8 protein-coding genes are annotated in these 14462 nt (G+C 70.4%); 5 read left to right on the forward strand and 3 right to left on the reverse strand.

All coding sequences use genetic code 11. The features are described 5' to 3' along the window. The 3 genes from ACWDTP_RS11210 to ACWDTP_RS11220 form a co-directional block, all read right to left on the reverse strand. Nucleotides 1–2301: heterodisulfide reductase-related iron-sulfur binding cluster (locus ACWDTP_RS11210; protein WP_450019532.1), on the reverse strand; the 2301-nt coding region annotated here is incomplete at its 3' end. Nucleotides 2302–2442: 141 nt separating this feature from the next. Further along, a complete protein-coding gene (iniR, locus tag ACWDTP_RS11215) occupies nt 2443–4959 on the reverse strand; it encodes an isoniazid response ATPase/transcriptional regulator IniR (RefSeq protein ID WP_450019534.1) in 2517 nt (838 codons plus the stop codon). A gap of 6 nt (nt 4960–4965) precedes the next feature. Beyond that, nucleotides 4966–6765 carry an Hsp70 family protein gene (locus tag ACWDTP_RS11220; protein ID WP_450019536.1) on the reverse strand — a complete coding sequence of 600 codons (1800 nt, stop codon included), beginning with the start codon at nt 6763–6765 and terminating at the stop codon, nt 4966–4968. A gap of 197 nt (nt 6766–6962) precedes the next feature. On the opposite strand from ACWDTP_RS11220, the gene ACWDTP_RS11225 reads away from it, so the two are divergent. The 5 genes from ACWDTP_RS11225 (at nt 6963) to ACWDTP_RS11245 (ending at nt 14429) form a co-directional block, all read left to right on the forward strand. Continuing rightward, on the forward strand, nt 6963–7523 hold the full coding sequence (locus ACWDTP_RS11225) for an Rv0340 family IniB-related protein (protein ID WP_450019538.1): 561 nt from the start codon (nt 6963–6965) through the stop codon (nt 7521–7523). Between the two features lie 270 nt (nt 7524–7793). Beyond that, nucleotides 7794–8921 carry an IniB N-terminal domain-containing protein gene (locus ACWDTP_RS11230; RefSeq protein WP_450019540.1) on the forward strand — a complete coding sequence of 376 codons (1128 nt, stop codon included), beginning with the start codon at nt 7794–7796 and terminating at the stop codon, nt 8919–8921. Nucleotides 8922–9028: 107 nt separating this feature from the next. Continuing rightward, nucleotides 9029–10900, forward strand: a complete 1872-nt coding sequence (gene iniA / locus ACWDTP_RS11235) for an isoniazid-induced dynamin-like GTPase IniA (RefSeq protein ID WP_450019542.1) — start codon at nt 9029–9031, stop codon at nt 10898–10900. A 99-nt stretch (nt 10901–10999) separates the two neighbouring features. Continuing rightward, entirely contained in the window at nt 11000–12493 is a 1494-nt protein-coding gene (locus tag ACWDTP_RS11240; protein ID WP_450019544.1) for a dynamin family protein, read from the forward strand. Nucleotides 12494–12530: 37 nt separating this feature from the next. Further along, nucleotides 12531–14429: an Hsp70 family protein gene (locus tag ACWDTP_RS11245; protein ID WP_450019546.1), complete on the forward strand. Its 1899-nt coding sequence runs from the start codon at nt 12531–12533 to the stop codon at nt 14427–14429. Nucleotides 14430–14462: the final 33 nt, after the last annotated feature.

A 14462-nucleotide genomic window follows, 5' to 3' on the forward strand; every position in this document is an offset into this window, starting at 1 on the left:
GCTGCCCTTCTCGGGCAGGGTGATGGCGCTCTTGTCCAGCGAGTTCAGCAGCAGCTGAGCCACGTCGAGGACCTCGGCCTTCTCGACATCGCGAGCGGCCGCGACGTCGTCGACACCGTCGGTGATCATCACGCGGCAGAACGGGCAGCCGGTCGCGATGGTCGAGGCGGTGTCCATCGCCTCCTCGGTGCGCTCCACATTCACCCGCTTGCCGATGTGCTCTTCCATCCACATCCGGGCGCCGCCGGCACCACAGCACAGGCCGCGGTCGGCGTGGCGCGGCATCTCTTTGAGCGTCACGCCGGAGGCCTCGACCAGCTCGCGCGGTGCCTCGTAGACCTTGTTGTGCCGACCCAGGAAGCACGGGTCGTGGTAGGTGACCGGCTTGCCGTTCTGCTCGCTGACCGACTTGACCGGCACCAGCTGCTTGTCCCGCACCAGCCGGTTGAGCAGCTGGGTGTGGTGCACCACGGTGTAGTTGGCGCCCAGCTGCGGGTACTCGCGGCCGATCGTGTTGAAGCAGTGCGGGCAGGTCACCACGATCTTGCGGTCGACGGTCTCGACACCCTCGAACAGCTCGTTGATCGTCTCGACGTTCTGCGCGGCCAGCTGCTGGAACAGGAACTCGTTGCCGGAACGCCGGGCCGAGTCACCGGTGCAGGTCTCACCGGTTCCCAGCACCAGGAACTTCACGCCCGATGCCGCGAGCAGCTCGGCGACGGCCTTGGTGGTCTTCTTGGCCCGGTCCTCGTAGGCGCCGGCACAGCCCACCCAGAACAGGTACTCGTACCCGTCGAAGCTCTCCACGTCCTCGCCGTAGACCGGAACGTCGAAGTCGACCTCGTCGATCCAGTTGGTCCGGTCCTTGGCGTTCTGGCCCCAGGGGTTGCCCTTGGTCTCCAGGTTCTTGAACAGCACCCCGAGCTCCCCGGGGAACTCCGACTCGACCATCACCTGGTAGCGGCGCATGTCGACGATGTGGTCGATGTGCTCGATGTCGACGGGGCACTGCTCGACGCAGGCACCGCAGTTGGTGCAGGACCACAGCACGTCGGGGTCGATCACGCCGCCCTGCTCGGCGGTGCCGACCAGCGGGCGCAGCGCCTGCTCGGGGCCGGAACCCTCGATGCGGGCGAAGCCGTCCTCGGCCACACCGTGCCCGTGCAGGCTGTCGCCCAACTTGGCGAAGTCGACAGAGCCCTCCTCGGGCAGCTCTTTGCCCTCGATGATGTAGGGAGCCTTGGCGAACAGATGGTCGCGCAGGTTCATCATGACCAGCTTGGGCGACAACGGCTTACCGGTGTTCCAGGCCGGGCACTGCGACTGGCAACGACCGCACTCGGTGCAGGTCGCCATGTCGAGGTTGGCCTTCCAGGTGAAGTCCTCGATGCGGCCCCTGCCGAACACCGCGTCCTCGGCGGGATCCTCGAAGTCGATCGGCTCGCCCTTGTACTCCATCGGCAGCAGCGGGCCCAGCCCGTCGGGCAGACGCTTGAACGTGACGTTGATCGGGGCCAGACCGATGTGCAGGTGCTTGGAATGCAGCACGATCAGCAGGAAGGCCAGCATGACGCCGAGGTGGGCCAGCAGCGCGATGGTCTCCAGCCACACGTTGCCGGTGTGGCCCAGCGGGGCCAGCAGCGCGGCCATCCCGTCGGAGAAGAAGGCGCCGGACTGGTACGGGAAGTTCTCGCCGAGCACGTTGACCGCCGCCCCACGGAACACCGCGTAGGTCGCGATGACCAGGAAGATCATGATCAGGATGGTCCAGGCGCCGCCGTTGTGCGAGCCGTAGAACCGGGATTCGCGGCCCAGCTGCTCGGGGTTCTTGCGGATCCGGATGATCGCGAAGACGATGATGCCGGCCAGCACGGCGACGGCGAAGAAGTCCTGCAGGAAGCCCAGCACGGCCCAGCGGCCGATCAGCGGGATGTGGAACTCGGGGTTGAACAGCACACCGTAGGCCTCGAGGTACACCGAGGCGAGGACGAAGAAGCCCCACATGGTGAAGAAGTGCGCGATACCCGGGATCGACCACTTCAGGAGCCTCGACTGGGCGAAGACTTCCTTGTTCTGGTTGAGGAATCGCTGCAGCAGATGGTCCTTGCGGCCGCGCTCGTCGCCGACGGTCTGTCCGGAGCTGATCAGCTTGGTCAGCCACTGCACGCGCTTGGCGGCGAACGCCAGCACGACCAGCGTGGCGAGCACACCGAGAACCAGCCGCGACACAGCCAGGGTGTGTTCGAGACTCTCCACAGAAACGCCTCCAATTCGCGGGTTACCCGACGGTAACTTGAGCATTGTTACCCATCGGTAACTTAGCTTCCTTCAGCTCATAGTGACATTTAGACGTTTCTTACCGCTACCGAGGCTTGCCTAACTTCGGGTCACTGTGGTGCGGGTCTCAGCGCGGAACCACGAGCACCGGTGCCCCCGGGGCGGTCAGTTCTCGGCGGCCAGCATGGCCCGCAGCATCGACAGCATTTCCGACCGCGATTCGGCACCGAGACGTCGCCGGATCCGGGCGACGTGATGCTCCACGGTCTTTGCTGAGATGAACAACTGGCTGCCGATATCGCGGTAGGGCATGCCCAGCAGCAACAGCTCCGCGACCTCGCGTTCGCGTTCGGAGAGCCGGGCGGGCCCCGGGCCCGGCACCGGGCCGGCGGCCTGCGCGTCCGGGGTGACCGGCACGACGGGTGCCGGGGCGTCGTCCACGGAACTGGTCTGCTTGAGGTCGCGGGCCAACTGCAGCATCGCCTGCGAGACCTTGGCCTGCGGTGTCTGCAGGGCGGCCTGGCTGGCCAGCCGGGTCCCGTCCCAGGTCAAACCGAACTGGGAGAGCCCTCGGGCGGCGGCCGTGACCTCGTCGATGTCGACCTGATTGGCCAGCACCCGCAGCCAGGTCCGCCCGGCGTGGGCCAGCACCCGGGCGAACGGGCTCTGTCCGGCGGCGGCGGTCAGCGCCTGGCCGTGCGGGGCCACCGCGGCCGGCGAATTGGCCATGATCCCGGCGTGCACCCCGGCCCAGTGCAGCGGCACCGACCACAGCACGGGCCGGCCCAGCGCCTCGAGCAGGCCGAACGCCTCGGCCAGGGTGTGCTCGAGCCGGTCGACCTGGCGCATCCGGGCCGCCGCCACCCACAGCTCGCCCAGCGGGAGCAGCGAGAACAGGTCGATCGAATACTCGGCCAGCACCTCCATCGCCGCATACCAGTGCTTCTGGACCGCGCCGCTGTCCCCGCTGCGCCGGGCGATCGCGGTGCGTAATGCCGCGGCCCACAGCGCGTCCCGCCGGTGTAGCTGGGCACCGGCCTCCGCGGCGGCCGCGTCGGCGCCGGCCGCGGCCAGCCTGCCGTCCTGCATCCTGACCCAACCCAGCAACAGCCGGTGCCGATGGACGGCGAACGCCGACGCCGGGACCCCGCCGTCGGCGTGATCGCCGGCGCGGACTGCCCGGCCGATCACGCTGCGGGCCCGCACCGGATCGCCGCCGTGCAGCGCGGCGAGCGTGATCACGGCCGCCGGGGTGTCCGGGGACACCCCGGCGGTCTGGTGTTCGGACGCCACAGCCTGCCCCAACCGCGCCACCGTCACCGCGAACGGCTGGTCCAACGACAGCAGCAGCCCCTCGGCCAGATTGCGGGCCGCGCGCGCCGTCGACGTCGGCGGCCCGGCCACCTCGATGTCGAACGCGCCGCGGGCGGCGGTGGCATCGCCGACGGCGAGCAGTGCGGTCGCACCGGCCGAACTGACCATGGCATCCGGGTACGGCCCGAGCCATCGGAACAGGTCGGCGGCGTGGGCCGCATTCCCGTCGTGCAGTGCCACGCCCGCCGCGATCCGGACGGCCGCCGCCCGCTCGCCGGGGTCCTCGGAGCTGAGCAGTTCATCGGCCATCCGCCCGGCGGTGGGGCAGTCCCCGGACAGCGCGAGCGCATCGGCCAGCCTGGCACTCACCACCGCCGAGCCGGCCTGCGCGGCCGCCCGGTACAGCCGCGCCGCCCGGGCCGGCCGTCCCCGAGCGAGCCCGGCATGATCGGTGAGGGCCGCGGCCAGCCGATCGTCGCGTACCCCGTGCTCGGCCAGGCGCACCGCGAGTTCGGCTGAGAGTGTGGATAGTTCGATCTGCGAACCGAGTAGCGAGGTCTCGATCTCGTGGTGGCGCGCGGCCCCGGCGATCTGGGCGACGCACTCATGCACCAGCCGCAGAAACCCGCGGTCATGGGACGGTTCGACCAGACCACCGGCCCGCACCCGGTCCACCACGACCGCTGCCTCGGTGCCGTCCAGCCGCAGCGCCGCCGCGATGTCGTCGGGGCCGAGGCCCCGGCTCAGCGAGGTGATCAACAGGGCGTCGCGGGTGCGTTCGTCGAGCCGGCGCAACCGCTCGATGAGCGCGAATCGCGCGGCTTCCTCCGGTTCTGCCGAATCCGCGGCGGCCCGCACCAGAAACGGCAGTCCCGCGGTCGCGGTCAGCACCGAGCGCACGGTCTCCGGCGACGCGGGAGCCCCCCGCACCGCGGTGATCAGCCGGTTCACCTCGGCGGCCGACCAGGCGCCCAGCGTCACCGCGGGGTTCTCCCGTTCGAGTGCGGTCACCAGGTTGCGCAGCGCGGACCGCTGCGCCAGCGGCTCGGTCGCCACTACCGTGGTCGTCGCCGGGTCGGCGAGTCGTTCGGTGAGACAGTCGATCTCGCTGTCCTCGAGCAGATGGACGTCGTCGACGACGAAAGCCGCCTCGGGGCCGTCGCCCGGACGCGGCGGCCGGGTCAGCACGATGCGCCCGGCGTCGCGCAACGCGGTGCGGAGCACGGTGAGCACGGTGCTCTTGCCGGTCCCGATGCCCCCCGCGACGACCAGCCTGGCCGGTGACATCGGCGCGGCGAGCACCCCGCCGATGGCGTCCCGGACGGCCGGTGGCAGGTCGGTCGCGGATTCCGGCACCGGGTTGGTCACGGCGGCCTAGGCGCCGCCGCCGCCGTCGTCGGGCACGTCGTCGGGGACATCGGGGGTCGTGGTGACCGGCGGCTCGGTGGTGGTCGGCGGTTCCGTCGTCGTCGGTTCGGTCGTGGTCGACCGGGTGGTGGTGGTTCGGGTGGTCGTCGTGGTGGTCGTGGTGGTCGGTTCGGTCGTCGTCGTGGTGGGGCTGGTGGTGGTGGGCTCGGTGGTGGTCGTGCTCGAACTCGGCGGAGGTGGTGGCGGCGGCGGAACGACGACGGTGCTGGTCTGGCGGCCGTCGGGGCCGACGGTCACGGTGGTGACCGGCTCAGGTGGTGGGCCGACCGGCGACGGCTCCATCGAATACGTGGTGCTGGTCTCGGTGAGCGGCGTCGAATCCTCGGTCGCGCTGGTCAGGGTCACGGCAAGACCCCCGGCCGCGAGCAGGGCCGCCGCGGCGGCCGCGCCGAACAGGATGGGCGGACGTTTGTACCAGGCCAGCGGCGCCGGCCCGGTGTCGTACATCTCCTCTTCGTGGCTGAACTCGACCGGCGGGCGCGCGGCCGTCGCACCGGTGCCCGGCTCATAGCTGTAGTCGGCGCCGGAGTAGGGGACCGGCTCCTCGGACGGCGCATCGTCCTGCGACCAGGCCAGCGCCCGGAACGTCGACGATTCCGGCCCGTTGGGGGTGGGTTGCGCAGCGGTCGCGCCCGCCGCGCCGGCGGCGCCCGCCGCCCAACCCGCCGGGCCCAGTCCGGTGGGGGCATCGGCCGCGGCCACCTCGGGTGCCATGCCGGTCGGGGCGCCCGCCTCGGCGACCCGATCGGCGACCAGCCCGGCCCCGATCGCGGTGTCGAGTTGGGGGCGTCGCGTGGTCACCACGGGTGCGCGTAACCGTTCCGAAAGCCGTTGCGTCACCATGGGAATCGCGGCGCCACCGCCGACGGTCGCCACGGCGTTGATGCTCGACAAGGCAATATTGTTGCGCTGCAACGTGTCTTCGACGGTGTCGAGGAATCCCGAAACGGCCCCCGACATCAGCTGCTCGAGCTCGGGCCGGGTCACCCGGACATCGGAGCGGAACCCCGGCAGGTCGGCGGCCACCACCGCCGCGGTCTCGGCCGACAGCCGTTCCTTGGCCTGCCGGCATTCGGAGCGCAGCCGGGCCAGCGACCCGACCGCCGCGGTGCCCGCCGGGTCGGCGTCGTTGGCCGTCGCGATTCCGGTGAGCACGTGGTTGAGCAGCGCCTGGTCGATCTGGTCGCCGGAGAACTCCGGGTACCGCACGGTCTGCCCGATGACGGCGAGATCGGCGCCCGCATCGGCCAGGGTCACGTTGGTGCCGCTGCCGCCGAAATCGCACAGCACCACCACACCCTCGGCCGGCAGCCCAGGCTCGGCGCGCAACGCCGCCAGGCCGGTCAGGGAATCCGGTACCAATGTCGGAGGAACACCGTCGGGTGCCAGGTTGGGCTTGCCGCGCAGGGCTCCGCGCAGCGCACCGACCGTGCCTGGCCCCCAATGGGCGGGGACCGCGATGGTGACCGGCGCGCCGCCACCCGCGGCCCGCGCCATCGCATCCAGGGCCTCGGCCAGCACCAGTTCGCCGCGGTGCTGGGAACCGTCGGCCGCGACGATGGGCACCGGGTCGCCGACCCGTTCGACGAAACCGGTCAGCGCCAGGCCCGCACCGCCGAACTCGCCGACGTCGGGGGCGCGGTCGTTGAACAGCGTCAGGATCGATCTGCGGACGACCGGCGGACGGCCTTCACGGGCCGCCACCAGATTGGTCATCCCGATCGACAATCCCAGTGAGTCGGTCATCAGGCGTCACTCCCGTTGTCTCGGCCGCCCCTCACCATAGCGGCTCCGCCCCCCACGGCCGGTGAAGGTTCCCCTAGTGGCGTCGATCCCCTAATGACGAGTCCCCTAATCGCCGGAGGGGAGAGGTGGGTCCGGCACCGATTCCACCCGCCGGATGGCTGGTTAGCATCGTGTCGAGATCGTGAAGGAGGTGTGCCATGGCAAACGCGCTGCTCGACTTTGTCATGTCGCTGGTGCGTGATCCCGACGCCGCGGCCCGTTATGCGGCCGATCCGTCGCAGGCTATCGCCGATGCTCATCTGACCGATGTGACCAGTGCAGACGTGAATAATCTGATTCCCGTGGTGTCGGAGTCGCTGTCGGCGGGGGCCCCGGCCGGAAACCTGGACGGATTCGGTGCCGGCCCCGGCCTGGAGTCGGCCGGCAATGTCTGGGCGAGTGGTGCGGCGACCGCCGCGTTCGACGCCTTCGGCGACCAGCCGCCCACCGATGTCGGCCACGAGTTGATCGGGCAGGTGATCGATCAGCCGCACGAGACGGTGTCCGCGGGGCTGCAGGGGTTGGACGACCTGACCGGCGACCTCGCCGACACCGGCCTCGCTCACGATCCCTTCGACGATGCATCGCTGCAGATCAGCGAGCCGGTCATCGACGATGTGCCGATCGGCGAGCCCGCCGGCGCCGAGGATTGGGACCGGCAGGCCGTCGACGATCAGCACCACACCGACGATCCGGGCGGCTTCGACATCTTCGACTGAAACCCCCGCTCGGAAACCCGACACGCACAAAGCGCAGGACCACTCCGGTCCTGCGCTTTCTGCGTTTACCTGCGTAAACGGTGCATCCCCTAGCGATCCCCTAATCCCCTAACGGGGCACCCCGGCGCACCCCGGATGGGCCCCGTCGGGGGAGGGGATCCGGCCCCGTTTCCGGCGCATCGGCGAGTCCATAACGTGGTCTGCAGATCGCCGGACGGTCCGGCGGGGAGGTCAGAAAGACTTCCCAGCATCATCTGAAAGGTTGGAGAAATGACCTCCCTTATCGACTTCATCCTGGACCTGTTCCGCAGCCCCGCCTCGGCGGCCTCGTTCATCGCCGACCCGGACGGCAGCCTGCGCGATGCCGGCCTGCCGAATGTGACCGCGGCGCAGCTGCACGCCGTCGCGGCCACCGCGGCCCCGGCCGGTGCGCTGCTCGGCGGCGGGAACCCGGTGGTGGGCCTGCAGCGCGCGGTCGCCGACCACCACAACATCCCGACCCAGTTCGCGGCGCCGATCGCCTCGCCGTTCTCACCGCAGACCCAGATCTCGCCGGATGTGGCCAGCCACAACAGCACCGATTTCGCCAGCCACAACGACACCGATCTGGCCAGCCACAACAACGTGCCGGTGCTGAGCCCGAACCAGGACGCCGGCGCCAACGCCCAGCAAGGCGCGTTCAACCTGGGCTTCGGGGATATCACCCTCGGCGACAAGAGCACCAACACCGCCACCAACGGCGGCGTGGTGGTCGACGGCGACAACGCCGGCGACATCGTCAGCGGTGACGGCGCCGTCCTCGGTGACGGCAACACCACCAACAACGGTGACATCTGGGCCGGCGACGGCTCCAACGTCGCGGTCGGCGAGGACAACGAGATCGAGGACAACTCGCAGTCCGCCGGGGGCGATCTGATCTCCGGCAACGACGGTCCGGTGATCAGCGATGTCGATATGAGCGGTGGCCACGGCGGCGGTGCCAGCGGAGGCGACAGCCTGATCGGCATCGGCAGCGGGGGCGCCTCGGGTGGCGACGGCGGTAACGGCGGCTCGATCATCCTGACCGACAACGACACCAATGCCGTTGGCGGCGACCAGACCTCGGTGGGCGGCGACTACGGCAGCGGCAACACCCAGGACAACTCGGTCAACACCAGCGTCGAGTCCGACACCGACACCAGCTGGGAGGACAACTCCTCGTCCTACGAGTCGAACCTCGGGTCGAACAACGACACCGCGTTCGCGTCGGGCAACGACACCGCGTCGCACAACGACACGTCGCTGGGCTCCTACAACGACACCAGCTCGGCGCTGGGTTCGGGCAACAGCTACGACACCAACACCGACGTCGCCTCCCACAACAACACCGGAGTCGACACCGGCCTGGACGCGTTCTGAGCCGATCGGTTTCGACCACAACCACATAACGCGATTGGCGGGGACCATCCCATACCCGGATGGTCCCCGCCTACCGTTGAGGCTCATCAGGCCAGGAGGGAATGCCCGTGACGCAACCCAACAACCCCCGCGATGCCTCGGCCGGCGGGCCGGGCCGACCGGTCAAGGTGATCGTCGAACTCATCGACCACGCCAGCCGGATCGCCGCCGCCAAGGACCGCGGCGACCTGGTCGAACGCCTGCGGGTCGGCCGGGCCAGGATCAGCGACCCGCAGATCCGGGTGGTGATCGCGGGCCAGCTCAAACAGGGCAAGAGCCAATTGCTCAACTCGCTGCTGAACATCCCGGTGGCCCGGGTCGGGGACGACGAATCCACGGTGCTCGCCACCGTGGTGTCCTACGGCGAACAGGCGTCGGCGCGGCTCGTGGTGGCCCGCCCCGACGGGGCCGAGCCGGAGCTCGTCGAGATCCCCCCGTCCGAGGTGGCCAACGATCTGCGCCGGGCCCCGCAGGCCGGCGGTCGCGAGGTGCTGCGGGTCGAGGTGACGGCGCCCAGCCCGTTGCTCAAGGGCGGGTTGGCGTTCGTCGACACCCCCGGCGTCGGCGGGCTCGGGCAGCCGCACCTGTCGGCGACCCTCGGCCTGCTGCCCGACGCCGACGCGATGCTCATGGTCAGTGACACCAGCCAGGAGTTCACCGAACCGGAGCTGACCTTCATCCGGCAGGCACTCGAAATATGTCCGCTGGCAACGATTGTCGCGACCAAGACCGATCTGTACCCGTTCTGGCGGGAGATTGTCGGAGCGAACACCGCCCACCTGCAGCGCGCCGGGCTCGACGTCCCGGTGACACCTGTCTCCAGTGTGCTGCGCAGCCACGCCATCCAGCTCAACGACAAGGAGCTCAACGAGGAGTCGAACTTCCCGGCGATCGTCAAGTTTCTGTCCGATCGGGTGCTGTCCAGGGAGAACGATCGGGTCCGCGACCAGGTGGTGGCCGAAGTCCTTTCGGCCGCAGAACATCTGCTGCTCGCGGTGGAGTCCGAACTGTCCTCGTTCACCGACCCCGACCAACGGGACCGGCTCACCGCCGACCTGGAGCGCCGCAAGGCCGAAGCCCAGGATGCGTTGCAGCACACCGCATTGTGGCAACAGGTGCTCAGCGACGGTATCGCCGACCTGACCGCCGACGTCGACCACGACCTGCGTCACCGGTTCCGCAACATCACCGCGCACACCGAGCAGGTGATCGACGGCTGCGATCCGACCCAGCACTGGGCCGAGATCGGCGCCGAGTTGGAGGACGCGGTGGCCACCGCGGTCGGCGACAACTTCGTCTGGGCCTATCAGCGGGCCGAGGCGCTGGCCGCCGAGGTGGCCAGGACGTTCACCGAGGCGGGTCTGGACGCCGTGCAGATGCCCCAGATCGACGCGCGCGATATGGGCGCGGGCTTCGGCGAGATGAAGTCGCTGGCCCGGTTGGAGGCCAAGCCGATCAAGGCCGGGCACAAGGTGGTCACCGGTATGCGCGGCTCCTACGGCGGCGTGCTGATGTTCGGCATGCTGACCTCGTTCGCCGGTCTCGGCATGTTCAACCCGCTGTCGCTGGGCGCCGGCCTGGTGCTGGGCCGCAAGGCCTACAAGGAGGACATGGACAACCGGATGATGCGGGTGCGCGGTGAGGCCAAGACCAATATGCGCAAGTTCGTCGACGATGTGGCGTTCGTCGTCGGCAAGGAGTCGCGGGACCGGCTGAAGGGGATCCAGCGGCAACTGCGCGACCACTACCGGGGGATCGCCAACCAGACCACCCGCTCGCTCAACGAATCGCTGCAGGCCACGATCGCCGCGGCCAAGGTCGAGGAGGTCGAGCGCAACGCGCGGGTCAAGGAGTTGGAGCGCGAGCGCAACATCCTCACCCAGGTGGTCGAGCACGCCACCAACCTGGTCCGCGGCGTCGACACTGCGCACGGATCGTGAAATCGGCGGATCCCGCGATCTGTGCGCAGTCTCGGCGTGCGAACGGCCTATGCCTAAGGTGGAAGACTCGAGTCGGAGGATAGGCGGGAAAGCCGGGTAATGGGCACGGGCGATCAGGTGCGCACAATTCTGGGTGGCACCATCCAGGCGTACCGCGGTGACCCGGCCTACCGCAATCGCCCCGACGTCCACAACGAACTCGACCGCATCGGTCGCCGGCTCAACCAACCGATCCGGATCGCGCTCGCGGGCACGCTCAAAGCGGGCAAGTCGACGCTGGTGAACGCGCTGGTCGGGGAGGACATCGCGCCGACCGACGCGACCGAGGCCACCCGGATCGTCACCTGGTTCCGGCACGGGCCGACGCCGAAGGTGACCGCCAACCACCGCGGCGGCCGGCGGTCCAACGTGCCGATCGCGCGCGATCCGAACGACCGGGGCCTGACGTTCAGCTTCAGCGGCCTCGACCCGGTCGACGTGGTCGACCTCGACGTGGAATGGCCCGCCGCCGAGCTCGTCGACACCACCATCATCGACACGCCGGGCACCTCATCGCTGTCGCGGGACGTGTCCGAACGCACCCATCGGCTGCTGGTGCCCGAGGACGGTGTGCCCCGGGTCGACGCCGTGGTGTTCCTGCTGCGCACCCTCAACGCCGCCGATATCGCGCTGCTCAAACAGATCGGCGAACTGGTCGGCGGTTCGGCGGGGGCGCTCGGCGTGATCGGGGTGGCCTCGCGGGCCGATGAGATCGGCGCGGGACGCATCGACGCGATGATGTCGGCCAAGGACGTCGCGCAGCGGTTCACCGCGGAGATGGACAAGACCGGCATCTGCCAGGCGGTGGTGCCGGTGTCGGGGCTGCTCGCACTGACCGCCCGCACGCTGCGCCAGAGCGAGTTCGTCGCGCTGGAGAAACTGGCCGGGGTGGAGCCGACCGAATTGTCCAAGGCCATGCTGAGCGTGGACCGGTTCGTCCGGGAGGACAGCGCACTGCCGGTGGACGCCGCGACCCGGGCGGCGCTGCTGGACCGGTTCGGCATGTTCGGCATCAGGATCTCGATCGCGGTGCTGCACGCCGGGGTGTCGGATTCGGTCGCGCTGGCCGACGAGCTGCTGGACCGCAGCGGGCTGATCGCGCTGCGCGATGTCATCGATCAGCAGTTCGCGCAGCGGTCAGAGCTGCTCAAGGCCCACACCGCGCTGCTGTCGCTGCGCCAGTTCGTGCAACACAACCCGGTCTACGCGACGCCCTACATCCTCGCCGACATCGAGCCGCTGCTGGCCGACACCCACGCGTTCGAGGAGCTGCGGCTGCTGAGCCAATTGCGGTCGCGGTCGACGACGCTCAACGAGGACGAGATGGCCTCGCTGCGACGCATCATCGGCGGCTCGGGAACCGACGCCGCCAGCCGGTTGGGCCTCACGCCCGACGAGCCCTATGACGGTCCCCGCGCGGCGTTCGCCGCCGCTCAGCGCTGGCGCAGGCGGGCCGACCACCCGCTCAACGATCCGTTCACCACCCGCGCCTGCCGTGCCGCGGTGCGCAGCGCCGAGGCGCTGGTCGCCGAATATTCGACTCGGTACCGCTGAGGCTTAACGAATCGGCGCCCGCCACCGACATACGGGTATGCGTGATCGCCTGGGGTTGTCCGTCGGGACGACCAATCTGGTAGCGATCACCGACGAGGCGCCGGTCGTCCGGCGCGCGGTTCTCACGTTGTCCGGGAATCGCAGGCCGGAGATCGGTGTGCCGGGTGAAAACCCGCGACTCACCGGACCCGGCCTGGTGATGACCGATTTCGTGGAACGTGTCGGTGATCCCGTGCCGCTCGTCGGCGCCGACGGCTCGCCTCATCGGGCCGAGCGTCTGCTGGCCGATGCGGTGGAAGCGATGACCCGCGCGGCGTGCCCGCAGCGGCGGCCGCAGGTGACGGTGCTGGCGGTGCCCGCGCATTGGCGGCCCGCCGCGCTGGACGCGGTGCGCGCGGCGCTGCCCGGGGTGCGGGTGGTCTCCGACGCGGTCGCGGCGTTGACCGCGATCCAAACCCATCCAGGCCTGCCCGCACGCGGACTGGTCGCGGTGTGCGACTTCGGCGCGACCGGTACCAGCCTGACCCTGGTCGACGCCGGCGCCGGCCTCGAACGTGTCGGTCAGACCGTGCGTCACGAGGAGTTCTCGGGCGATCTGATCGATCAGGAGGTGCTCCGCCACGTCCTGACCGGCCTGGAGAGCGAGCCGGCCGGCACCGCCGCGGTGGCCGCGCTGAGCCAGTTGCGGGACCGGTGCCGGATCGCCAAGGAACGGCTGAGCCACGAGGCGGCCACGGGTCTGGTGGGTCCCGGGCCGGCAGGCACCATCCGGCTGACCCGCGCCGAACTCGATGCGATGGTGAGCGCACCGCTGGACGGTGTGGTCGAGGCCGTACTGGATCTGCTGCGGCGCAACGGGGTGCACCCGGCAGGGCTGGCCGCCCTGGTCACGATCGGTGGCGGCGCGAGAATGCCCGTTGTCACCCAACGGCTTTCAGAGGCCCTCCGGATGCCGGTGACCACGGTTCCGCAGGCGCCGGTGCTGGCCGCGATCGGGGCCGGGCTGCTGGCCGGCCGCACCGGGGACGACGCCGCGACCCGCAAGGCCGGGTGGGTGCCGGGGCCCGGGGACGCCACCGTCGCCGCCCCGGCCGCCCTGGCCTGGTCGGTGACCGACGAGGTGTCCGAGGTCGCCGAATACGTTCCCGAGGCGATCTCACCCGAGGCGGCCCGGCCGGACTTCGTCTTCGCCGACGCCGAGGCCGGGGCCGAGACCACCCCGGCGCCAGGGGCGCCGTGGTACCGGCGCGGGGGCGTGGTGCTCTACGCGGCGGTGTTCCTCGCCCTGGTCGGCACGGTGGGCATGGTGCTCTCGGCGCGGGCGGATCGGCTCGATGCGGCGCCGGGGAAAGCGGCTGTCCCACAGACGGTTCCGGCCGAGTCTCCGCTCGCACAGTCGATGCCGGCCCCGCCGACGCGGACCGTCGTGGTGCGTGACCCCGAGGGGCGGGCGCCGGCACCCGCACCGGCTGCCGCGCCCCGCGCGGCCGCGGCTCCCCGGGTCGTGCAGCGTAAGCAGGTCGCCCCGGCCCCGCGGGTGGCGCCCCGTCCGGCGCCGCGGGCCGCGCCGAAACCGGCTCCGCCTGCGGCACCGCCCCCGCAGCTGCCGGTGTCACAGTTCCCGGTGCCGCAGTTCCCGGTGCCGCAGCTGCCCATCCCGCGGTTGCCGATCCCCACCTTCGTGCCGCCGACGCACGACCCCGAACCCACGCAGACCAACCCGGAACCGACCGCGACGCCGGAGCCGACCCAGGCGCCGGAGCCCACGCCGGAACCGACCCACACACCGGAGCCCACGCCGGAACCGACCCAGACACCCGAGCCCACCCAGGCGCCGGAACCGTCGACCGAGCCTGAGCCTGAGCCGGCGCCGGCCGAGCCGACCGTGGTCGAGCCGACCGTCGTCGAGCCGACGGGGGTCGTGCCGGCCGAATAAGCCGCCCGCGACCGCCCCGGTAGTCCGGGCTCA

The sequence above is a fragment of the Mycobacterium sp. NPDC003449 genome, from assembly GCF_053588415.1.